Origin of the sequence: Alcanivorax sp. S6407 (assembly GCF_023016115.1) — a bacterium.
Taxonomy (GTDB): domain Bacteria; phylum Pseudomonadota; class Gammaproteobacteria; order Pseudomonadales; family Alcanivoracaceae; genus Alcanivorax.
Window position 1 is genome coordinate 596,321 of the sequence record NZ_JALKBH010000004.1, and the last position, 21,822, is coordinate 618,142.

Annotated in this window: 20 protein-coding genes; 8 read left to right on the forward strand and 12 right to left on the reverse strand. The window is 56.8% G+C overall.

The features are described 5' to 3' along the window. Window positions 1–2: 2 nt before the first annotated feature. The 6 genes from MWU49_RS12440 to MWU49_RS12465 all read right to left on the reverse strand — a co-directional run bounded on the left by MWU49_RS12440 (window position 3) and on the right by MWU49_RS12465 (window position 5,493). Entirely contained in the window at window positions 3–671 is a 669-nt protein-coding gene (locus MWU49_RS12440) for a hypothetical protein (protein ID WP_246972815.1), read from the reverse strand. Between the two features lie 134 nt (window positions 672–805). Then, complete coding sequence (locus MWU49_RS12445) at window positions 806–2,689, reverse strand: MFS transporter (RefSeq protein WP_246972820.1); 1,884 nt, start codon at window positions 2,687–2,689, stop codon at window positions 806–808. A 174-nt stretch (window positions 2,690–2,863) separates the two neighbouring features. Further along, a complete protein-coding gene (locus MWU49_RS12450; protein WP_246972823.1) occupies window positions 2,864–3,460 on the reverse strand; it encodes a TetR/AcrR family transcriptional regulator in 597 nt (198 codons plus the stop codon). A gap of 255 nt (window positions 3,461–3,715) precedes the next feature. Then, window positions 3,716–4,420 carry a PspA/IM30 family protein gene (locus tag MWU49_RS12455; RefSeq protein ID WP_246972826.1) on the reverse strand — a complete coding sequence of 235 codons (705 nt, stop codon included), beginning with the start codon at window positions 4,418–4,420 and terminating at the stop codon, window positions 3,716–3,718. Between the two features lie 77 nt (window positions 4,421–4,497). Continuing rightward, the gene (locus MWU49_RS12460) at window positions 4,498–4,770 is read right to left on the reverse strand and encodes a YiaA/YiaB family inner membrane protein (protein ID WP_246972829.1); all 273 of its coding nucleotides are present in this window, start codon (window positions 4,768–4,770) and stop codon (window positions 4,498–4,500) included. A 93-nt stretch (window positions 4,771–4,863) separates the two neighbouring features. Then, window positions 4,864–5,493 carry an acyltransferase gene (locus MWU49_RS12465; protein WP_246972831.1) on the reverse strand — a complete coding sequence of 210 codons (630 nt, stop codon included), beginning with the start codon at window positions 5,491–5,493 and terminating at the stop codon, window positions 4,864–4,866. A 230-nt stretch (window positions 5,494–5,723) separates the two neighbouring features. On the opposite strand from MWU49_RS12465, the gene MWU49_RS12470 reads away from it, so the two are divergent. Continuing rightward, entirely contained in the window at window positions 5,724–6,449 is a 726-nt protein-coding gene (locus tag MWU49_RS12470) for a DUF4197 domain-containing protein (RefSeq protein WP_246972833.1), read from the forward strand. A 142-nt stretch (window positions 6,450–6,591) separates the two neighbouring features. Here MWU49_RS12470 and MWU49_RS12475 read toward each other — a convergent pair whose 3' ends face one another. Both MWU49_RS12475 and MWU49_RS12480 read right to left on the reverse strand, forming a co-directional pair. Next, window positions 6,592–7,323: a glutamine amidotransferase gene (locus tag MWU49_RS12475; protein WP_246972835.1), complete on the reverse strand. Its 732-nt coding sequence runs from the start codon at window positions 7,321–7,323 to the stop codon at window positions 6,592–6,594. A 266-nt stretch (window positions 7,324–7,589) separates the two neighbouring features. Next, window positions 7,590–8,150 carry a DNA-3-methyladenine glycosylase I gene (locus MWU49_RS12480; RefSeq protein ID WP_246972837.1) on the reverse strand — a complete coding sequence of 187 codons (561 nt, stop codon included), beginning with the start codon at window positions 8,148–8,150 and terminating at the stop codon, window positions 7,590–7,592. 118 nt (window positions 8,151–8,268) lie between these two features. On the opposite strand from MWU49_RS12480, the gene glyQ reads away from it, so the two are divergent. The 5 genes from glyQ (at window position 8,269) to MWU49_RS12505 (ending at window position 13,809) form a co-directional block, all read left to right on the forward strand. Next, window positions 8,269–9,261 (forward strand): glycine--tRNA ligase subunit alpha, encoded by a 993-nt coding sequence (gene glyQ / locus MWU49_RS12485; protein ID WP_246972839.1) that lies wholly within the window; start codon window positions 8,269–8,271, stop codon window positions 9,259–9,261. Continuing rightward, window positions 9,261–11,333, forward strand: a complete 2,073-nt coding sequence (glyS, locus tag MWU49_RS12490; protein ID WP_246972841.1) for a glycine--tRNA ligase subunit beta — start codon at window positions 9,261–9,263, stop codon at window positions 11,331–11,333. The genes glyQ and glyS overlap by 1 nt, the downstream gene beginning before the upstream one ends. A gap of 303 nt (window positions 11,334–11,636) precedes the next feature. Beyond that, window positions 11,637–12,179 (forward strand): D-glycero-beta-D-manno-heptose 1,7-bisphosphate 7-phosphatase, encoded by a 543-nt coding sequence (gene gmhB, locus MWU49_RS12495; RefSeq protein WP_246972843.1) that lies wholly within the window; start codon window positions 11,637–11,639, stop codon window positions 12,177–12,179. Window positions 12,180–12,181: 2 nt separating this feature from the next. Next, window positions 12,182–12,919 carry a lysophospholipid acyltransferase family protein gene (locus MWU49_RS12500; protein WP_246972844.1) on the forward strand — a complete coding sequence of 246 codons (738 nt, stop codon included), beginning with the start codon at window positions 12,182–12,184 and terminating at the stop codon, window positions 12,917–12,919. 530 nt (window positions 12,920–13,449) lie between these two features. Further along, entirely contained in the window at window positions 13,450–13,809 is a 360-nt protein-coding gene (locus MWU49_RS12505; protein WP_246972845.1) for an H-NS histone family protein, read from the forward strand. Between the two features lie 265 nt (window positions 13,810–14,074). Here MWU49_RS12505 and gyrB read toward each other — a convergent pair whose 3' ends face one another. From gyrB to dnaA, 4 genes are all read right to left on the reverse strand, one after another. Further along, window positions 14,075–16,492, reverse strand: coding sequence for a DNA topoisomerase (ATP-hydrolyzing) subunit B (gyrB, locus tag MWU49_RS12510; protein ID WP_246972847.1), 2,418 nt, complete (start codon window positions 16,490–16,492; stop codon window positions 14,075–14,077). Window positions 16,493–16,501: 9 nt separating this feature from the next. Beyond that, on the reverse strand, window positions 16,502–17,617 hold the full coding sequence (gene recF, locus MWU49_RS12515; protein ID WP_246972849.1) for a DNA replication/repair protein RecF: 1,116 nt from the start codon (window positions 17,615–17,617) through the stop codon (window positions 16,502–16,504). A gap of 329 nt (window positions 17,618–17,946) precedes the next feature. Further along, window positions 17,947–19,047, reverse strand: coding sequence for a DNA polymerase III subunit beta (dnaN, locus tag MWU49_RS12520; protein WP_246972851.1), 1,101 nt, complete (start codon window positions 19,045–19,047; stop codon window positions 17,947–17,949). A gap of 54 nt (window positions 19,048–19,101) precedes the next feature. Beyond that, on the reverse strand, window positions 19,102–20,511 hold the full coding sequence (dnaA, locus tag MWU49_RS12525; protein WP_246972855.1) for a chromosomal replication initiator protein DnaA: 1,410 nt from the start codon (window positions 20,509–20,511) through the stop codon (window positions 19,102–19,104). 738 nt (window positions 20,512–21,249) lie between these two features. Between dnaA and rpmH the strand changes: the two genes are divergently transcribed. Beyond that, the gene (rpmH, locus tag MWU49_RS12530; RefSeq protein ID WP_011590025.1) at window positions 21,250–21,384 is read left to right on the forward strand and encodes a 50S ribosomal protein L34; all 135 of its coding nucleotides are present in this window, start codon (window positions 21,250–21,252) and stop codon (window positions 21,382–21,384) included. Between the two features lie 37 nt (window positions 21,385–21,421). Next, a complete protein-coding gene (gene rnpA / locus MWU49_RS12535) occupies window positions 21,422–21,787 on the forward strand; it encodes a ribonuclease P protein component (protein WP_246972858.1) in 366 nt (121 codons plus the stop codon). Window positions 21,788–21,822 lie beyond the last annotated feature (35 nt).

Here is a 21,822-nt window from a genome sequence, read left to right on the forward strand (position 1 = left end):
GCTTATTCCTCTTCCCTGTCGCTTTCGCCATCTGCCGTCAATTGCTCCCAGAGTTGGTGCCCCAGCGGGCTGAAGCGCACGGACTCCCGTTGTGGCTTGAGCTTGGGCCAGTGTTGCTGCAGCCGGCTCAACGACTTGCGGAAACCGCTGTCTCCTTCCAGCAGTTCATAGTCGGTGCGCTTGCTTTCCTCGAAACCGGTGGCCATCAGCCAACCCCGCTCGAACAGTCGATGCAGGTAAAAGCCGATCATGTCGGTGCACTGGGTACCGGCGGCGCGGCCCACGTTGGAATGCCGGCAGACCACGTCGCCCCGGGAGAAACGCCCTCCGCTGTAGACCGTCAGCATAGGAAAGGCACTGCCATCAGAGAGCGCAGCCAGAATTCGGGCTTCATCCGCAGATAACCCGGCCAGAATCTGGCGTACCAGCATGGTCTGGGCCTGGGCCTGACTCTGCTCCATGGACACTTCCAGCAGCTGGCCCAGGGTTTCCGGCGGACCCGCCAGTTCACCGGGGGTATCCAGGGCCTCAAGGCGATCCTTGAGACTTTGCAATACATCGTGCTCGACCCGGTGAAGACGTTCATCAGCCCGTTGCACCGGGGGCAGTTGCAACAGCAGCTGCTGGAGTTTATTCCGCAAGCCAGCGGGGGAGAGGGTGGATTCCGACACGCATATTTCCTGTTGTTATTGTCTCGGGGCGTTGCTGCCCCCTTCATTATTATCGAGTGTGCGGGGTTTTCGCCAATCTGCAAGTTACCGTGCGTATGCTTTGCGCAATCTCCCGGCGCGGAACAACCATTCCGCTAGGGACGCTCGCGCATGGCCAGCACCCGGTTACGCAGATCCTGTGCGTTCACCGCCTGCGGTGCTACCGCCCGCCCGACGGTCAGCTTCACCCGTGACCAAAAGCGCTTTGGCAAGCGAGTCAGGGCAGGGCCGCCCTTATGGCTGAAGAAACTTCCCCACAATCCTGACAGAGCCATGGGAATCACTGGCACCGGGGTCTCGGCAATGATTTTCTCGATCCCGGCGCGAAATTCATCCACTTCGCCATCCTGGGTCAGCTTGCCTTCCGGGAAGATACACACCACCTCTCCGGCTTCCAGTTCCTCGCGAATGCGCACAAACGCCTGTTCATAGATCTCCGGGTTGCGGGTTTTCGAATCAATGGGAATCGTTTTGCCGGTGCGGAAGATGTAGTTCAGCACCGGCATATCATAGATCGGCTTGAACATGACGAAGCGCACCGGGCGGCGAATGGCCCCGCCCAGCAGCAAGGCATCCACATAGCTCACATGATTGCAGACCAGCACACAGGGCCCCATATCGGGGATGTTGTCCATGCCCTCATGCTTCACCCGATACATGGTGTGGGTGAGCATCCAGATTAGCAGTCGAATCAGGAATTCCGGCACTACGGTATAGATATAGGCTGCCACCACCACATTGGCGATGGCCAGGGCCAGGAAGAATTCCGGTACAGTCAGTTCCAGCATGCCGATAAACACGATACCCGCGGCAGCAGAGAGCACCATCAGCAGCGCATTGAGAATATTGTTGGCGGCAATAATCCGGGCCAGATGATGGGGGTTGGAACGGTGCTGAATAAAGGCAAACAGGGGCACGATATAAAAGCCGCCAAACACCCCAATACCGAGCAGATCCATAAGCACCCGATAGCCTGCCGGTTGCTGCAGAAAGCTGGCAATGCTCACCAGTTCGGCGCCGTGTTCCTGGCCGGCCAGGCCAGCATAGGAAAAGAACAGATCAATCCCGAACAGACTCAGACCAATGGAGCCCAGCGGCACCAGCCCCAACTCCACCTGTTTGCCAGAGAGCTTTTCACACAGGAAAGAGCCCAGGCCGATGCCGATGGAGAAGGTGCCCAGCAACAAGGCGTACAAACCTTCCGTACCGAACAGGTAATCATCCACATAGACCTTCAACTGGGTGGTATAGGCAGCGCCAAGGAACCAGAACCAGGAAATCCCCAGCACGCACATCCACACGGATTTCACTTCCCGGGCGTAACCGACGATATGCCAGGTTTCCCGGAACAGATTCCAGTTCAATCTCAGTCCACCGTCGGCGGCCGGTGCCGATGGAATGCCCCGTGCTGACAGATAACCCAATATAGCCAGACCAACTACCGCGGTGGCGACAACGCCATCACCGACGCCATCCATTTTCAGCAGCACCCCGGAAATGGAACCCAACAGGATCGCCAGAAAGGTGCCCATCTCCACCAGCGCATTACCGGAGACCAGCTCCCGGTCATCCAGATGCTGGGGGATGATGGAATACTTGATGGGCCCGAAGAAGGTGGACTGCAGCCCCATGCAGAACAACACGCCCAGCAGGAAGTACACCGCATCAAAATAGAAACCCACCGCCGCGATGCCCATGATGCAGATCTCGGCAAACTTGATCTTGCGCACCAGAGACGCCTTGTCGTACTTGTCCGCTACCTGCCCGGCCAGTGCCGAGAAAAGGAAGAAGGGCACAATGAACAGGGCCAGCGCCAGGTTGTTGAGGGTGTTTACGCTCAGGCTGCTGACGACACCCGAGGCAATCAGCAGAATCAGGGCCTGGCGGAAGACGTTGTCATTAAAAGCGCCAAGAAACTGGGTGAAAAAGAACGGCCCGAAACGACGTGAAGCCAGCAGTGAGAACAACCCTTTTTTCATTTTCTCGCCTTTTGTGTTCGTCGAGGCCAGAGTAGCAAGCTACAAGCTACAAGCTACAACGCGAACCACTTCCTTTGGTAACGGTAATGTTTGTCGCCGCGCAACAGGCAGCAGCGCGGAGTCCCGAGCGTTAATATTCAGCCCAACTGTCCTCGTGTTGCAGCTTGAAGCTGGTCACTTTCCCGCCCAGCTATTCAGATAATGCTGCAGCAACGATTCAATCATTGCCTGCTCATTCACATCCCCGGCCACCACCAGCTTGTCATCCGCCGCCAGTACCGCGATTCCGTGCACGCTACCCCACAGGGTTCTGGCTGCCAGATGGATCTGTTCCGGTGTCTGTTTGCCCGCCAGCTGCGCCATGGTGCTTTCCACCTGGGCAAACAGGGCAGCGGTTCTTTCCAGATACCAGGCCGGGACCGCTGCAGCATTCTGCATCTGGTGCATGAAGACCATCTTCCATAGCGGCGTCTGTTCCCGCGCCATGGCCACATACACCGCTGCCATATGCTGGAGCTGCTCTCGTGCCGAACGGTCCGCCGTATCCGTCATCGCTTCCAGCAGTTGCGACAGCGTATCGGCATTTGCCTGAAGAATCAGATCATCCAGATTGCTGAACACGTGGTAAAGCATACCTGCGGTATAACCAATACGGTCTGCTACCTTGCGTACGCTGAGCTTTTCCAGCCCGTTCTCGGAAACCAGATCCCGCACCGCCTGAATGGCCAGGCCCTGCAGTTCTTCCCGACTATGTTGATTACGACGTGCCACAAGGAATTCCTGTTATCGATTATCCGGAGAAGCTTCGACGGTGGTGCGAGGGAAGCAGTTGAAAGTTCAAAGTTTAAAGTTCAAACGCGACAGGCGTGGAATCGAATTGGCAGACCCTGCCCGCGATTACCGTTAAGGGCGCGGGCACAGAGGTCCAAAACCCCATATACCCAGACCGCGCTTTTCAACTTTAAACTTTGAACTTTCAACTGCGTTTACCACGCCCCGAACGACGCTCCCACGAACTGGATATGCCTACGCTTTTGCTTCGCGCAACCCCGCCAGAATCTCTTCTGCCCGGCGGGTCTGGCTATCGCCGATTCCGGCTTCTGCCATACGCTGATCCAGACTATCACCCCCGGATGCGCTCAGGTCGGCCCCCAGCTGGACTTCACTTTGCCACAACAGCCGGCATTCTTCCTGCCGTTGCTGAATCTGTTGCAGGGTCTGCTGACTGTCGCACAAACGCTGGGCCAGGCCGCGCTGTTCCTTGTTGCGCTGGCGGGATTCACCGAACAGGGCTTCCTGGGTCCGCGCCATGGACTGTTCCTGGCGCAGGGTCTTCAGTGTGTCTGCTGCCTGTTTGATAAAACTCTGGAATTCGGTTTTCTGCTGTTCCAGAGCCACCCCCTGTTGGTCCAGTCGCTGCTGCTGTTGCTCCAGATCCGCCAGCCGTTTGCCGATATCCAGGGCCAGGTCGTCATTCTCTGCCGCAAGCGCCTGACGGGCTCCCTCTTCATAATGGCGTATCTGTCTGCCCAGCTCACCGGCACGGCGCTGATTCATTTGCTCTTCCGCCATCAACCTGGCCAACTGTCTGCGCGCATCACGCAGGGATTGCTCGGTCTCATACAGTTGCTGGTCCAGTAGCAGCATGTCATTGGCGTTGACGATCTGTTCCATGCTTACCCGGGCCTGCCCACGCATCAGGGTTTTCATTTTGGTCCATGCACTAGCCATAATTCTCTCCATTTTATAAACGTCTAACGTCTGACCGCTCTTCTACGTCAGGCGTCAGGCATCCAGCGTCCGGCGTTTTAGTCCGTATATTCCTTCAACAACCGCTCGGTCTTGGCATCGCTGATACGGTTGATCAGTCGCCGGGCCTCGTGGTCGTCACGCAGGGTCTTGGCCAGGGTGATGGTGGAACCGACCACAAACATGATGCCCATCACCAGGTAACCCTTGATCCACAAATCCGTGGGCAACCAGACGATGCCCAGCACCATCAGGCCCAGGCTGATGGCAAAGGCCGCTTTGACATAGAACAGCCAGCCGCTGGAATGACGTTGGATCGCGCTCTCATCCATGGGTAACTCCCTTTTTTATTTAACAGTGTTTAATTAACTGGAATCAGTGGATCACAGAATCTAAACACTGTTCAATAAAGAGGATGTTACGGGCTATTTCGCAACCTGTTCAGGAGCCCCCGGACGGCGGCCGATGGGCCGGGCAGGGTTACCCGCCACGATAGTCCAGGGCGGCACATCCCTGGTGACCACAGCGCCCATGCCCACCACAGCGTGATCCCCGATGGTCACCCCATCGACGATGCCGGCGCGGGCGCCAATCCACACATCCCGGCCGATATGGATCCCCCGGGAGGTGACGGGCTGCTCACGAACCGGCCGGTCTGCTGCCATGCCGTGATTGAAAGCGTACAACGTCGAGTAGGCAGCAATGCGGGTACCCTCTCCGATATGAATACCGGCGGCACCTCCATCCAGGCTCACATGGTGATTAATGCTGACACCCGGCCCCAGACTAACAGGGCCATGAATGACGCAATCTGCAGCGATCTGGCAGCCAAAACCAACAATAATGTCGCGACCCGGTTCAGCCAGCAGCACTGCCTGGGGGGCCACAAAGCAGTCATCTGCAAAGTGTACGGTCTCCAGCTGCATCAACCGCTGCTGGATCTCCGCCTGCCAGGGTTCTGCCCACGCGCGATGCTTCGGCTTCAGGTGGCCATACAGCCAGGGCATATAAGCCAGGCGTTGTTTGTGCTGTTCGCGGTAATCGTCGTCGGTCATAAATCAGGAGCAAGCTACAAGCTTCAAGCTGCAAGGCGCGGGAATGCTTATTGAGCCCTGAAAGGCTGTGCCCGCGCAACATTGATTCCATGAATCGCGGCGCACACCCAATCAGTTACAACCGACCTGATCCGCGTTGTAGCTTGTGGCTTGCAGCTTGCCCCTCAAAGAAGTGTTTAGCAGCCCCCTCGCTATGCAGTAGCATGAACATCCAAAACAAGGAGAACGCTGTGAAGAAACTTCTGCCGATTGTCCCTCTGTCACTGGGCCTTTTGCTTGCTGGCTGTCAGAACATGGAAGCCGTGATGCCCTGGGTGAGCATGGGTAACGACATGGCCAAGAGTGCTGGCTACAACACCGATGAGAAGCTCGCTGCCGGGATCAAGGAAGCGCTGATCAAGGGCACTGATGCCGCTGCCGCCCAGCTCTCCCAGGAAGGGGCCATGAACCTGAAGTTGCCGGAAGCCGCGCAACCGGTTGCCAATACCCTGCGCCAGTTCGGCTTTGGCAGCTATGTGGACAAGGTGGAAACGGCCATGAACCGGGGCGCGGAGAAAGCCGTGGCTGCCGGGGCGCCCGTCTTCAAGAATGCCATCAATGCCATGAGTGTGGACGATGCCCTGGGCATCATTCAGGGTGGCGATACCGCGGCCACCAGCTACTTCCGGGGCGAGACGGAAAGCAGCCTGCGTCAGCGCTTCCAGCCGATCGTTCAGGACAGCCTGAAGCAGACCGGTTTTTATGACCAGTATCAGACATTCCTTGCTGCGTACGATAAGTTACCACTCACTGACAAGCCCAACCTGAACCTGGAAAGCTACGTCATCGACAACAGCATGGATGAGCTTTACACCCGCATCGGCGAGCAGGAAACCCTGATCCGCAACAACCCCATGCAACAGGGCAGCGCCCTGATCGGTGCGGTATTCGGCTCAAGCACCCAGCCGGCGGAATAAGAAGCAAGCTACAACGCGGCAAGTATCGTCATGAATCAGGCCGCTTTGCCCGCGCACCCGGACGAGGTGCGCGGCGAGGTCATTTCCGAACACGATGAACTTTCCCGTGTTGCAGCTTGAAGCTTGTAGCTTGCTCCTGCTCTCAAGCCACCTGCGGCAGGATCAAGCGCGCAAAACTCGCCAGGATACTGCTGGCATCATCGCACTCGCATACATCCTGCAGGTAGGTATCCACCTGCTGTTGGGTAAGGCTGTCGCCGCTGAGTGCCTGAAGATAGGCACGCATCACGTCGGCACTGAATTCAGGGTGGAATTGCACCCCCCATACACAGTCACCATAGCGGAACGCCTGACAGGCATCGTGCACATTACTGGCCAGTACCGCGGCACCAGGAGGCGGAGTGAGCACTGACTGTTTATGCACCACTTGTGCCCACGGATGATTCTCCATGGCACTTAACAGGGCGTCCTGGTGTCCGGCCTGGGTCAGGCGCAATGCCACGGTTCCCACTTCAATTCCCATGGGGTTATCGGCCACTTCACCGCCCAGTGCCTCGGCCAGTAACTGGTGCCCAAAGCACAGTCCCAGCACCGGTAATGAAGGCTGCTGGTGAATCGTGCGATAAAGCCACCGCATCACTACTGTCATCCAGCTGGCATGCTCTGTCACCATGGCATGGGAGCCGGTAATCACGACACCTGCCAGTTCCGAGGGGTCCGGCATGGCATCCCCCTGCGGAGCATTGATCACCCAGATCGGAGCCGAGCCACCCAGGCCCCGTGAAATCCATTCTTCAAAATCGCCATAGTGATTGCTGATCTGCGGATAGGTGGATCCCGTCTTGATAATGGCGATGGGTTTGCTGTTATTCATGTCTTTGCACCCTTTAGACATCCTGTCTATTCCTGCAACTCTCCTGAGAAAATACAGAGCAAGGGCTATACCAACTTTGGCCAATCCATGACCAATGGTTGTTAACAAGACGCTGGCGGTATGATGAATCGACGTGGAGGAATGAGTATTGAGTCCAAATCGAAGGGCATCATCTGATTCAAATCCAGTTACCCACGCCCTTACCGGGGGTCGCGAGCACGGCCTCTCTGGTGGCTCAGCTCCGCTCGCCTTCAAACGTTGAACTTTCAACTCAATGCTTTGTGCCTTGGGCAGCTGGTGAGGTGATCGTTGACCATGCCGGTGGCCTGCATGAAGGCGTAGACGATGGTGGGGCCAACGAACTTGAAGCCGCGTTTTTTCAACGCCTTGCTCATGGCCTCGGCCTGGGGAGTGGCGGCAGGCACCTGTTTCATGCTGGAAAAGTGGTTGATCTGTGGCTTTCCATCCACGAAATTCCATAGATATTCGGCAAAACTGAGCCCTTCTTCCTGTAACTCAAGGTAGGCACGGGCATTGCCGATGGTGGCCCTTACCTTCAGGCGGTTACGGATAATGCCCGGATCCGCCAGTAATTCCGCCACCTTGGCCTCGTCGTAACGCGCAATCGCTTGCGCATCAAAACCATCGAACACTTGCCGGTAACGATCACGCTTGCGCAGCACCGTGATCCAGCTCAGGCCGGCCTGGGCCCCTTCCAGATTCAGGCACTCGAACAGGGCCTGATCATCGTACTCCGGCACTCCCCATTCATGGTCGTGGTAGTGCTGATAGAGCGGATCGGTTCCACACCAGGGACAGCGTTCCATGGGCTGACATTCCTTATCAGGTCTGAGGCAGCCCATACGGTATCACCGGCCCCCTCAGCCCGGTATACTTGGCGCCTGCTTTTTGGCGGCAAATCGTAATCGAACAACAGGATTCACCATGGCGGAACAACCGCAGACGGACATCATGACTTTCCAGGGCCTGATTCTGGCCCTGCAGCAGTACTGGGCAGAGCAGGGGTGCGTGGTCGTACAACCTCTGGATATGGAAGTGGGCGCGGGCACTTTTCACCCCTCCACCTTCCTGCGTGCCATCGGCCCGGAGAACTGGAACAGCGCCTACGTGCAGCCTTCCCGCCGTCCTACCGACGGCCGTTACGGGGAAAACCCCAACCGGCTGCAGCACTACTACCAGTTCCAGGTCGTGCTGAAACCGTCTCCGGACAACATCCAGGAGCTGTATCTCGGCTCCCTGCGTATGCTCGGCTTCGATCCGCTGGTCCACGATATCCGTTTTGTGGAAGACAACTGGGAATCGCCCACCCTGGGTGCCTGGGGTTTGGGCTGGGAAGTGTGGTTGAACGGTATGGAAGTCACCCAGTTCACCTATTTCCAGCAAGTGGGTGGCATCGACTGTTACCCGGTGACCGGCGAAATCACCTACGGTCTCGAGCGTCTGGCCATGTACATCCAGGGGGTAGATTCGGTCTACGACCTGGTGTGGTCCGATGGGCCCTTCGGCAAGGTCACCTATGGGGATGTGTTCCTGCAGAACGAAGTGGAGATGTCCACCTTCAACTTCGAGCACGCCAACGTGGAAGCACTGTTCAAACAGTTCGATCTGTTCGAGTCCGAGTCCACCAAGCTGATCGAGGCTGGCCTGCCACTGCCCGCCTATGAATACGTTTTGAAGGCCTCCCATACCTTCAACCTGCTGGATGCCCGCAAGGCCATCTCCGTCACCGAACGCCAGCGCTTCATCCTGCGCGTGCGCACCCTGGCCCGGGCCGTGGCCCAGGCTTATTTCGATGCGCGCCGCAAGCTGGGCTTTCCCATGGCCGATGAAGCCATTCGCGAGGAAGTGGAAGCGGAACTGCAAAAGCAGGATGAGAAAGCTGCCAAGCAGGCAGAAAAAAACAAGGGGAAGAAATAATGTCCCGGGATTTGCTGATTGAACTGGGTACCGAAGAGCTGCCCCCGAAAGCACTGCCCAACCTGAGTGCGGCGCTGACTGAAGAATTTATCCGCCAACTGGATGAAGCCGGTCTGAATCATGGTGAAGTAGAAAGCTTTGCCGCTCCCCGCCGCCTTGCGGTGCTGGTTCGTGGCCTGGATGACAAGCAGGCCGATCGCGATATCGAACGCCAGGGTCCGGCCGTGCAGGCCGCCTTCGACAAGGACGGTAACCCCACCAAGGCCGCCCAGGGCTTCGCAGCCTCCCTCGGCCTGACCGTGGATCAGCTGGGTCGTCAGGACACTGGCAAGGGCGAGCGTCTGGTGGCGAAGATCACCGAGCAGGGCAAGCCCACCGTGGAACTGGTACCGGAGTTCTTTGCCCAGGCCATCCAGAAACTGCCGATCCCCAAGCGCATGCGTTGGGGCAAGCGCAAGGTGCAGTTCGTGCGCCCGGCTCACTGGCTGGTGGCGCTGTTTGGTGATGACGTGATTCCGTTTGAGCTGCTCGATCTGCAATCCGGTCGCACCAGCTATGGCCATCGCTTCCACGCTCCCGGCGCCATTGAACTGGCCAATGCCGGCGAGTATCTGGCACGCATGGAAAACGACGGCCACGTGATCGCCGACTTCAACCGCCGTAAGGCGATGATTGAAGAACAGGCCATTGCCGCCGGTAAAGCTGCCGGTGGCGTTGCCCAGATTGATCCGGATCTGCTTAATGAAGTCACCGCGCTGGTAGAGTGGCCAGAAGCCCTCACCGGCAGCTTCGACAATGACTTCCTGCGTGTTCCCCAGGAGGCGCTGATCAGTGCCATGGAAGAACACCAGAAGTACTTCTCCGTGCTGGATGGCGACGGCAAGCTGATGCCCAAGTTCATTACCATCAGCAACATCCAGTCCAAGGATGCTGAGCAGGTGATCGCCGGTAACGAGAAGGTGATCCGTCCGCGTCTGGCCGATGCGGCTTTCTTCTACGACAACGATTGCAAGAAGACCCTGGCCCAACATGGCGAAGGTCTGGCCAATGTGGTGTTCCAGCAGCAGCTGGGTACCGTGGCAGACAAGTGCCAGCGCATCGGTGGCCTGGCAGCCACCATTGCCGAACAGATCGGTGGCGATGCCGCCCAGGCCAAGCTGGCCGGCGAGCTGAGCAAGGCCGACCTGAACAGCGAGATGGTGTACGAGTTCGACACCATGCAGGGCATCATGGGTTACTACCTGGCGCAACGCGAAGGGCAGCCGGAAGAAGTGGCCAAGGCACTTTACGAGCAGTACCTGCCGCGCTTTGCCGGTGACACCCTGCCGCAAAGCAAGACCGGCATGGCGGTATCCCTGGCCGACAAGATCGATACCCTGGTGGGCATCTTCGGCATCGGCCAGAAGCCCAGCGGCACCAAGGATCCCTATGCCCTGCGTCGGGCCACCCTCGGTATCCTGCGAATCATCATCGAGAATGGTCTGGCGGTAGACCTGCGCGACTTGCTCGATCAGGCTGCCCAACAACTGGGTGAGCGCATCGACGCTGGCCAGGTAGATGAAGCCTTCGACTTCATCAAGGGCCGTTATCGCGCCATGTACCAGGAGCAGGGTATTGCCACCCCGGTGATCCTGTCGGTACTGGCCATCGATGATGCCTGCCGCAAGCCACTGGATTTCGATCGCCGCGTGAAAGCGGTAGCCGATTTCCAGCAGCGCGAAGAAGCTGCCGCCCTGGCCGCCGCCAACAAACGGGTATCCAATATCCTGGCCAAGCTGGAAGGCGATGCACAGGAAGAGATTGATGGTGCCCTGCTGGAAGACGAGGCCGAACAGACCCTCACCAATCTGGTGGTGGCCAGCTACGAACAGTCCGAGCCGCTGCTGGAACAGGGCGATTACCAGGGCGTTCTGGAAATGCTGGCCGAACTGCGTGAGCCGGTGGATGCCTTCTTCGACACCGTCATGGTAATGGCCGACGACGAAGCCGTGCGTAACAACCGCCTGGCCATTCTGGCGTTCCTGCGTGACCTGTTCCTGAATGTAGCGGACATCAGTCTGTTGCAGGAATAAGAGACGCATCAGGCAACACGCAAAACCCGGGCCGCAGTTTACTGCGGCCTTTGTTTATACACTCCGCTGCCTGCGCTCCCTACACCGCCGTAGGAGCCAGCCAGCTGGCGAAGTGGTGTGAGTTGAAAGTTCAAAGTTTAAAGTTGAAACGCGTTAGACGTTATCGTGAAAGGGGATGCACTGCCCGCGTTCACCGGTAATGGCGCGGGCAGAGAGGTTCAAAGCGTTATCACCTTTGCCGCGCTTTTCAACTTTGAACTTTCAACTTTAAACTCGACTCAACCCGGACCTGACTGACAAACCATGAACAAACTCATCATTCTCGATCGCGACGGGGTCATCAACCAAGACTCCGATGCCTACATCAAGTCCGTTGACGAGTGGATTCCGATCCCCGGCAGCATTGAGGCCATCGCGCGCCTGAGCCAGGCGGGGTATACCGTTGTGGTAGCCACCAACCAGTCAGGGATCGGCCGGGGTTATTATGATGAAGCCACCCTCGATGCCATGCATGAGCGACTGCGCGCGCTGGTGGCAGAGCAGGGTGGGAAGCTGGGCCGGATCTATCACTGCCCTCATTCACCGGATGACGGCTGCGACTGCCGTAAACCCTTACCGGGTCTGATTGATCAGATTGTTACCGATTATGGCGATGTGAGCGGTGCCACCCTGATTGGTGATAGCCTTAGGGATCTGGAAGCCGGGATTTCCCGTCACTGCCAACCGGTGCTGGTACTCACCGGTAAAGGGCAAAAGACCCTCGACAAGGGCCTGCCCGATTCCCTGGGTGACGTGGCCATTTTCAATTCCCTTGCTGATTTTGTTGATCACACCGTGAAGGACTAGGTATGCAGCACGATACTCCGTCGCTGTCGATCAAGGTGCGCAGCGCGTTGTTTTTCGTGCTCTATAACCTTGCCGGTATTCTCTACAGTTTTCTTTGTGTTCTGATCGGCCCCTTTCTGCCGCTCAGACCCCGGCACCGTTTTATCAACGGCTGGACCCGCTGCGCCATGTGGCTGGATCGCCACCTCAACCGGGTTGAAGTCAAGCTGGAAGGGGCAGAGCACCTGCCTGACGAACCCTGCCTGATCCTCGCCAACCACCAGAGCAGCTGGGAAACCTTTTACCTACAGACCCTGATTTGTCCACAGACCACTGTGGTGAAAAAGGAACTGCTGTGGGTCCCGTTCTTCGGCTGGGGGCTGGCACTGCTCAACCCCATCCGCATCGACCGCAGCAAGGGTAACGCCGCGCTCAAGTCCCTGCTCAAACAGGGCAAGGAACGCCTGCAGCAAGGCCTGCCTGTCGTCATCTTTCCGGAAGGCACTCGTCAACAGCCCGGCACCATGGGGAAATTCAACCATGGCGGCACCATGCTGGCCTGCCAGGCAGGCGTTCCGGTGGTGGCCATCAGCCATAACAGTGGCGATTGCTGGCCCAAGGGTAGCTGGGTACGCTACCCCGGCACAGTCACCGTCCGCATCAGCCCACTGATACCCACCGAAGGAAAGAAAGCCCAGCAGGTCACGTCCGAAGTACAGGAATGGATTCGGGATAATTATCCCGGCGAGCTTTCTGAATAAAGGCAGCTGCAAGCGACAAGCTTCAAGCTGCAAGGAAAATCAAAAGCACCGCCGTAGCAACGTAGCGCAGCGGAGTAACGCACGAAGTGCGGTCCGTAGGGTGAGCGAAGCGAATAACGTGCCTGCAAGAGATCCGAGCCTTGGCGAGAGATGTTTTTTTAGGAGAGCCAACTTGTTAGCCGAATTGAGCCTGGACCATTCTGCGGAGGCACAGGTTGTTTGATTTCGCCGAACTCGACGATTTGCAAGGCGTTACCGGTTCTTCGGAATAACCCGGGAACTTTTTTGTTTCTCCTAATCCAAGCGTAGCTTGTAGCTTGTAGCTTGTAGCTTGTAGCTTGTAGCTTGTAGCTTGTAGCTTGTAGCTTGTAGCTTGTAGCTTGTAGCTTGTAGCTCGTAGCTCGTAGCTCGTAGCTCGTAGCTCGTAGCTCGTAGCTGACAGCATTTTAAGCAACCCTCTTATTGCCAACCCCCGTTAAAATAACTACAGTCATTCGCGCATTTTAACGACTACTCACAAGGGCAAAGTAATGACCATCAATCTTGATGAACTTTCCATCGACGAACTGGAAAAACTGATCAAGCAAGCGGAAGCTGCTCTGGACAAGAAGCGTAAGGCTGAGCTGAAAAATGCCCAGGCAGTGCTGGAAAAGATGGCCAAGGAACTGGGCGTTGATCCTTCTGAACTGCTCAAAGGTGCTACCGAGAAGAAGAAGACCACCCGCAAGAAAGGTGCAGCCAAGAAGAAGGCTGGCGTGCGCAAGCCCGCTGCCGTGAAGTACCGTGACCCGAACAACAGCAGCAACACCTGGACCGGCCGCGGCAAGCGCCCCCTGTGGTTGCAGGACGCTCTCAGCAAAGGCGCCAAGCTGGAAGATTTTGCGGTATAAGCGAGAGACGCATCACGCTTCACGCAACAGGCACCACGCAAAACAAAAAAGCGAACCCATCGGGTTCGCTTTTTTATTGGTTCATCGCCAATTTTCACGCAACGGCGTTCTTGCAAGAGACCTGGATCAAAAGCCGTTTTACCACAGAGGGCACCAGGATTACTGAGGGAGAAGGTTCTAACCTCTGTGTACTCTGTGCCCTCTGTGGTTAATCTGCCTTTCGCCTTTCAGCGTCAAGCATGATGCGTGTTGCTTGGTGCGTTAGTTACACATCCAGGTTCGATACCTGCAACGCATTGGACTCGATGAACTGACGACGCGGGTCCACATCATCGCCCATCAGACAGGTAAAGATCTGGTCAGCCGCAATGGCATCCTCGATGGTTACCTGCAGCATGCGGCGGCTTTCCGGGTCCATGGTGGTTTCCCACAGCTGCTCAGCGTTCATCTCACCCAACCCCTTGTAGCGCTGGATGGCCGTACCACGGCGGGCCTGCACCATCAGCCACTCCAGAGCATCGGCAAAGTGACGAATGGGTCGCTGGGACTCGCCACGCTGGATATAGGCATCCTCTTCGAGCAGACCTTCCAGGGTTTCACCCAACGCCTTGATCTTCTGGTAGTCCGGAGACTGCAGGAAGTCGATAGTCACCCGGTATTCGCGGGGCACACCGTGAGCGAGTACTTGCACACGTGGCAGGAACAGACCGCGCTCTTCATCCTGGACGGCTGTAATGGTAAAAGTCTGGGTCGCATCGGTAATCGCGTCCACACGCTTACCCAGGGTTTCACACCAGCTCTCCATGCCCGCCTGATCTTTCAGGCTGTCTTCGCTCAGGGAAGGCATGTAGATCATCTGTTCCAGCACTTCCTCCGGGAAGACACGGGACTGGCGGTCAACAATTTTCATAACATTGCGGTATTCCGCAATCAGGTTGGCCAGCGGCTCACCACTGATTGGCGGCGCATCATTACCCGGGAAGAGGGCGGTTTTTTCCAGCGCCAGAGTCGTCAGATACTCCTCCATGGCCGGATCATCCTTGATGTAGGTTTCCTGCTTGCCTTTCTTGACCTTGTAGAGCGGCGGCTGGGCAATGTAGATGTAGCCACGCTCAATCAGTTCCGGCATCTGGCGGAAGAAGAAGGTCAGCAACAGGGTACGAATGTGGGAACCATCCACGTCCGCATCCGTCATGATAATGATTCGGTGGTAGCGAAGCTTTTCCACATTGTATTCGTCACGACCGATGCCACAGCCCAGCGCCGTGATCAGGGTGCCTACTTCCTGGGAAGACAGCATCTTGTCGAAACGCGCCTTCTCCACGTTAAGGATCTTGCCCTTCAGCGGCAGGATCGCCTGGTTCTTGCGGTCACGGCCCTGCTTGGCAGAACCGCCCGCAGAATCACCCTCCACAATGTAGAGTTCTGACTGGGCCGGATCCTTCTGCTGGCAATCCGCCAGTTTTCCCGGCAGGCCAGCGATATCCAGCGCCCCTTTGCGGCGGGTCATTTCGCGGGCCTTGCGGGCGGCATCACGAGCGCGGGCGGCATCGATAATCTTCTGGGTAATGGCCTTGGCCTCACCCGGGTTCTCCAGCAGGTAATCCTGGAACAGTTCACCCATGGTCTGCTCTACCGCACCTTTCACCTCGGAGGACACCAGTTTGTCCTTGGTCTGGCTGGAGAACTTGGGATCCGGCACCTTCACGGAAATCACTGCAGTGAGACCTTCACGGGCATCATCACCGGATGGGTTGGCCTTTTCCTTCTTGAGCAGGCCTTCCTTTTCCATATAGTTGTTCAGGGTACGAGTGAGGGCACCACGGAAACCGGCCAGGTGAGTACCGCCATCCCGTTGGGGGATATTGTTGGTAAAACAGAAGATGCTCTCCTGATAGGAGTCATTCCACTGCATGGCCACTTCTACGGCAATCCCGTCTTCTTCACGCTCGTACTGGAAGTGAAAGACCTGGTTCAACGGGGTTTTGTTCACGTTCAGGTAGCTGACGAAAGCACTCAAGCCACCTTCATACTCGAAAACTTCCTCTTCGCCGCTGCGCTCGTCCTTGAGGTGAATACGCACGCCAGAGTTCAGGAAGCTCAGCTCCCGCAGACGCTTGGCAAGAATATCGTAGTGGAACTTGATATTACTGAAGGTCTCTGCAGAGGGGCGGAAGTGAATGCTGGTACCGCTGGAGTCGGTGTTACCCACCACTTCCAGGGGTTTGTCCGGCACACCATGGCGGTATACCTGCTCATGAACCTGGCCATTACGGCGAATCGTCATCTTGAGCTCTTCTGAGAGGGCGTTCACTACGGACACCCCTACACCGTGGAGACCACCGGATACCTTATAGGTGTTGTCGTCGAACTTACCGCCAGCATGGAGGACAGTCAGAATCACCTCAGCGGCTGAAACGCCTTCCTCTTCATGGATATCCGTCGGAATACCACGGCCATTATCCTGAATAGAAACAGACTCATCCGGGTGGATAACCACCTTGATCTCGGAACAGAAGCCCGCAAGAGCCTCATCAATGGAGTTATCAACTACCTCAAACACCATGTGGTGGAGGCCGGTGCCATCATCCGTGTCACCGATGTACATGCCGGGGCGTTTGCGAACGGCATCCAACCCTTTCAGCACCTTAATGCTGGATGAATCGTAATTTTTCTCCGCCATGCTCTTTCCTTATTCACTCCCGGTTGGGGTCAGCGGCCGAATCCGGCCATGTTCCACGTGGAACATTCTGCTTTCCACCGTCTGTAGTGCGTTATTGTCATTCACCACCGCAGCCCAGGCTGGTTCATCCAGGGCTGTGATCAACGTTTGGTGACCTGTGCCGGCAAGATAGCCAAGCAACCGATTACGGTGTTCCTCGTCCAGCTCTGCGGCCAGATCATCCACAAGCAGGGTACAAACCTTGCCAGCTTCACTAATCAAAGGCAGTTGAGCCAACATCATCGCGTAAGCAATCAGTTTCGCCTGGCCCCGGGACACTCTATCCCGGGCCACCACATCACCGATGGCAATTCGGATATCGCTGCGATGAAAACCTGCCTGACTGAATCCACGGCGGATATCGTCCTGCCGTAACCGCTGAAGCGCATCCAGCGTGGTTTCGTCTTTCTGCAGCCCTGTCTGCAACCGGATACGGATTTTCAGTTCCGGAGACAGAATGGCCATCACCTGATTCAGACCTTCCTGTAACGCGCCCAAATAGGCTCTGCGTAACCCTTCGATTCTATCAGAAGTCTCGGCCAGTTGCTGATCCCAAAAGCCCAATTCTCGCGGGTTTATGGCCCCCGTACGCAACAATGCATTACGTTGCTTCAAGGCAGCTGAGGCATGGCGCCAAAGAGGCATGAATTGATGTTCCACGTGGAACATCCCCCAATCCATAAAGCGGCGACGCAAGGAAGAGGGACCAAAAACGAGCTCAACAGAAGTAGGGTGGAGGGCAAGAACCGGGAGAAGAGAAGCAACCTCGCTAAGAGCCTTTGGGGTCTGACCATCCAGCTTCAAGGCATCAATCCCACCGGGAGTACGCCGAACCCCAAGACGATGCAGCTGATCTGATGTCTGGACCTCAGCATACAAAGTCGCTGCGTCAGCACCATCCCTCACCAACCTGGACAGGCGCCCACCCCGAAAGGAGCGACCACCACTACCGATAAAATACACGGCCTCCAGAAGGCTTGTCTTGCCACTGCCGTTATCACCAAGGATCACATTCAGAGACGGGGACAGGCTCAGGTCGGCATGGCGGTAGTTGCGAAAATCCCCCAGCTGGAGACGGCTCAGCATAAATCCCGGATCCTATCGACGGCAGAGCAGGCAGGTAAAATCATCCACAGATTGTATCGCAGGAGCAAAGCAGCTGCCCGCCTTTCACTACGGGCATTCCATACACACCGACACACACCTTACCCACAAAACTATCCACAGAACGAAAGCATAGCTTCTGGCTCGTAGCTATTAGCAGTTGATCGCGGAATTGGGGGAAGAAGAAGCGGACGAGGGGTGGAGAAAGCTGAATTTCTGCGTGCAGCGTGTTGCGTGAAGCGTGTCACCGCCGCAGAGCGGCTACAAAAAAACCCGGCATATAGCCGGGCTTTTTTGTGGATCATCGCTGATCAGAGTCGCATGGGCATGACCACGTAGAGGGCCGCCTTGCTCTCGGGATCAAACACCAGGGCACTGGAATTGCTGTCACCCAGTTCCAGCTCGGCCTGGGTGCCGTTCATGGTGTTAAGCACATCCAGCAGGTAGCTGACGTTGAAGCCGATTTCCAGGGGCTGCCCATTGAAGTCCACGGACACTTCCTCTTCCGCTTCTTCCTGTTCCGGGTTGTTCGCCACGATACGCAGGCTGCCTTCTGCCAGCTGCACCCGCACACCACGGTATTTCTCGTTGGAAAGAATGGCCACGCGAGCCAGCGCCTGACGCAGGGTCTCGCGATCGGCAATGACGTGACGGGAGCCTTCCTTGGGGATCACGCGATCGTATTCCGGGAATTTGCCGTCCACCAGTTTGGAGGTAAAGGTGATGGCACCCACTACGATGCGAACATGATTACGGCCAATGGTAAGACGTGCCGCTTCCCCGGCATCACCCAGAATGCGAGACAGCTCCATAACGCCCTTGCGAGGCAGGATCACTGAAGCTTCTTCTACTGGCGCTTCCAGCTCTGCATCACATAGCGCCAAGCGGTGACCATCAGTAGCCACCGCACGCAAGCGACCAGGCTTGAGCTCGAACAGCATGCCGTTCAGGTAATAGCGAACATCCTGCTGGGCCATAGAGAAAGCGGTGCGATCGATCAGGCTACGCAGCACCCCGGGCTGGATATCCAGCGTGGATCCAGCGGCATCTTCGTCCTGGCTCGGAAACTCCGAAGCGGGCAGGGTAGAAAGGGTGAAACGGCTACGCCCGGAACGCACCAGCATACGCTCACCATCCACCTCGAAGCGGATCTCGGCTTCCGCCGGCAGGCTCTTGGCAATGTCCACCAGCTTGCGTGCCGGTACCGTGGTTTCGCCCGGTTGTAATTCGCCTTCCAGCGCCAGGCGTGCCACCAGTTCCAGCTCCAGGTCGGTGCCGGTCATGGAAAGTTGGCCGTCCCCGACTTCCAGCAGGACGTTGGACAGCACCGGCAGTGTCTGCCGTTTTTCCACCACCGCCGCGACCTGCTGCAGAGGCTTGAGGAGCTGTTCTCTATTGATTGAGAATTTCATCGCGCTTTCCCGTTCTGGTTATCTGGGGCTTACCCTTCCACTTTTATACCTTGCTCAGGACGTCAGCGTCCGTAACAGGTTCTGATAATCTTCTTCAATTTCCGGATTGGACTCTCGCAGTTCCAACACCTTGCGGCAGGCATGCAGCACCGTGGTGTGGTCTCGACCGCCAAAGTTCTCACCAATCTCTGGCAGGGAGTGGCTGGTCAACTCCTTGGACAGTGCCATGGCTACCTGGCGTGGACGCGCAACAGAGCGAGTACGGCGTGGTGACAGCAGGTCATTGATCTTGATCTTGTAGTACTCAGCCACGATACGCTGGATGTTATCAATGCTGATCTGGCGCGCCTGCAGGGCGATCAGATCCTTGAGCGCTTCCTTGATCAGGCCGATATCAATCTGCGCGCCAGTGAACCTCACATGGGCAATCACCCGGCGTAAAGCCCCTTCCAGCTCCCGTACATTAGAACGGATTCGCTGGGCAATAAAGAAGGCCGCATCGTTGGGCAGATCCACCTTGGCCTCCTCGGCCTTCTTCTTGAGGATCGCCACCCGGGTTTCCAGTTCCGGCGGTTCCATGGGCTGGGAAAGGCCCCAGCCGAAGCGGCTTTTCAGGCGCTCTTCCAGACCATCCACTTCTTTGGGGAACTTGTCACAGGTCAGGATGATCTGCTGGCCATTCTCCAGCAACGCATTAAACGTATGGAAAAACTCTTCCTGGGACTGCTCTTTTCCTGCAAAGAATTGAATATCATCAATCAGCAACGCATCCACACTGCGGTAGAAGCGCTTGAACTCATTGATGGTCTTGTTACGCAGCGCAGAGATCATGTCCGCCACGAAGCGTTCACTGTGCAGGTAGACCACCTTGGCATTGGGGTTGCGACGGATCAGCTCATTGCCCACCGCATGCATCAGGTGGGTCTTGCCGAGGCCCACGCCTCCATATAACAGCAAGGGGTTATAGCCATGGCTGGCCGGATTCTCGGCTACCTGCTGGGCCGCTGCTGCCGCCATACGGTTGGACTTGCCTTCCACAAAGGTTGCAAAGGTAAATCCGGTATTGAGGTTACTGCGATGCTTGCGGGCGCCACCGACTTCCCCCTGCGGGGCCGCCATGCGTGGCTCCGCAGGCTCAGGAGTACGCACTGGCCCAGAGGACGTCGCAGGAGCGCTGCTGACGGGCTGTGGAGCAGGGGCTGGTGCGGGAGTTCGGCTTGACCCCACCTCCAGACGAAGATGGGGCAGGGCGCCGGTCTGCATCTCGCCCAGCACCTCGCCAATGCGCTCCAGGTACTTGTCGCGCACCCAGTCCACTACAAAGCGATTGGGGGCAAAGAGAGTCAGCTCTGCGCCATCTGCGGAAGCTGCCACCTGAAGGGGCCGAATCCACATGTTGTACTGCTGCGACGGCAACTCGTCCTCAAGCCGCGTCAGACAGCGTTGCCAGAGCTCCTCAGACACAAAACCGCCTTGCTCAAAAAGAAATGAATGGAGGGGTCAAACCCCCGAATCGAGCCAGCCATTCTACCCTCAGAATCGCACATCTATCCACAGGCTCACGGGCATTTTTTTCCTTGACTTCCCTGTGGATAACCAGGGCCATAACCCTGTGAAGGAGGGCAGGGACAACCCGGTGGAAAACTGCGTGGATGAGTTATACCCACATTTAATGACAACCCGTCCCCGCGCGCCCCCCAGCTGTTACACATACTCATACGCAAGTTATCATTGTCTCAACCTGTTGAAATAAAAGGGGAATAATGAGTTATCCACGAAAACCGGCTTCCCTTATAACTACTAATACAATCAATAAATACTTAAATAATTTAATTCTATTAACACTGGCCGTTTCAGAGAGGCCATACCAGGCGAAAAGTCGATGACCCCCTCCCTTTAAATTGAACCTGGTCCGCAATCAGAGCTTTGCCGTACCGTTCGATGAGAACACCATTGAACTGCAGGCTGTCCTTCCCGATACGGCTCCCCATGCAGAGACAGATCAGTGATTTCGCAAAGGATAGGATATGCACGAACGCTCTGATTCCGCTTGTAAGCGCGGTTAACCACAACATGTTGTGATGGCCCGATAACCCTGCAGATTTACTGGCGTTGAACAGCGATTACCCATTGACACTGATCAGCCTATTCCCTAGACTTACCGCCCTTCTGAAATGCTGTTACTAGCACAGGTAAGCGAACATGAAACGTACATTCCAGCCCAGCGTACTCAAGCGCAAGCGTGCCCACGGTTTCCGTGCCCGCATGGCCACCAAGAACGGTCGCAAGATTCTGGCCGCTCGTCGTGCCAAGGGTCGTAAGCGGTTGGCTGCCTAAGCCAACCGTTTTACCCGTCCCTCCGGCAGAGGTAACTGTGCCCGGCTCCCAGGCCTTTACCCGCCAACTCCGACTTCTTACCGGTAGCCAATATCAGACCGTCTTTGACCACTCCAAATGGAAGGTGGGCAATGCGGCCTTTCTGTTGCTGGCAACGCCCAGTGATCAGCCCCTCCCGCGATTGGGTCTGGTGATTGGTCGCAAACGCGCCAAGCGTGCGGTAGACCGGGCCTGCGTCAAACGTCGTGCCCGCGAACAGTTCCGACTGCGTCAGCAGGAACTGGCCGGCCTGGACATTATTCTGCTGGTCCGCGGCCGTGTGGATCACCCGGATCCTGCTCTGGTTACCCTTCAGCTTGGTCAACTATTCGACAAGCTGCTTGCTAAGTGCCGGCAAGCTTGAGAAACTGCGGCCCGTTTTTCACGCCACTGACTAGC

What these genes read in the sequence shown, in the direction of transcription:
- glyQ (WP_246972839.1), top strand. Translation starts at nt 8,269, where the DNA reads ATGGCGGAACAACCGCAGACGGACATCATGACTTTCCAGGGCCTGATT.
- rpmH (WP_011590025.1), top strand. Translation starts at nt 21,250, where the DNA reads ATGAAACGTACATTCCAGCCCAGCGTACTCAAGCGCAAGCGTGCCCAC.
- MWU49_RS12465 (WP_246972831.1), bottom strand. Translation starts at nt 5,493, where the DNA reads ATGACCGACGACGATTACCGCGAACAGCACAAACAACGCCTGGCTTAT.
- MWU49_RS12460 (WP_246972829.1), bottom strand. Translation starts at nt 4,770, where the DNA reads ATGGATGAGAGCGCGATCCAACGTCATTCCAGCGGCTGGCTGTTCTAT.
- gyrB (WP_246972847.1), bottom strand. Translation starts at nt 16,492, where the DNA reads ATGGCGGAGAAAAATTACGATTCATCCAGCATTAAGGTGCTGAAAGGG.
- MWU49_RS12455 (WP_246972826.1), bottom strand. Translation starts at nt 4,420, where the DNA reads ATGGCTAGTGCATGGACCAAAATGAAAACCCTGATGCGTGGGCAGGCC.
- gmhB (WP_246972843.1), top strand. Translation starts at nt 11,637, where the DNA reads ATGAACAAACTCATCATTCTCGATCGCGACGGGGTCATCAACCAAGAC.
- MWU49_RS12475 (WP_246972835.1), bottom strand. Translation starts at nt 7,323, where the DNA reads ATGAATAACAGCAAACCCATCGCCATTATCAAGACGGGATCCACCTAT.
- MWU49_RS12445 (WP_246972820.1), bottom strand. Translation starts at nt 2,689, where the DNA reads ATGAAAAAAGGGTTGTTCTCACTGCTGGCTTCACGTCGTTTCGGGCCG.
- MWU49_RS12505 (WP_246972845.1), top strand. Translation starts at nt 13,450, where the DNA reads ATGACCATCAATCTTGATGAACTTTCCATCGACGAACTGGAAAAACTG.
- recF (WP_246972849.1), bottom strand. Translation starts at nt 17,617, where the DNA reads ATGCTGAGCCGTCTCCAGCTGGGGGATTTTCGCAACTACCGCCATGCC.
- dnaN (WP_246972851.1), bottom strand. Translation starts at nt 19,047, where the DNA reads ATGAAATTCTCAATCAATAGAGAACAGCTCCTCAAGCCTCTGCAGCAG.
- MWU49_RS12500 (WP_246972844.1), top strand. Translation starts at nt 12,182, where the DNA reads ATGCAGCACGATACTCCGTCGCTGTCGATCAAGGTGCGCAGCGCGTTG.
- MWU49_RS12480 (WP_246972837.1), bottom strand. Translation starts at nt 8,150, where the DNA reads ATGGAACGCTGTCCCTGGTGTGGAACCGATCCGCTCTATCAGCACTAC.
- glyS (WP_246972841.1), top strand. Translation starts at nt 9,261, where the DNA reads ATGTCCCGGGATTTGCTGATTGAACTGGGTACCGAAGAGCTGCCCCCG.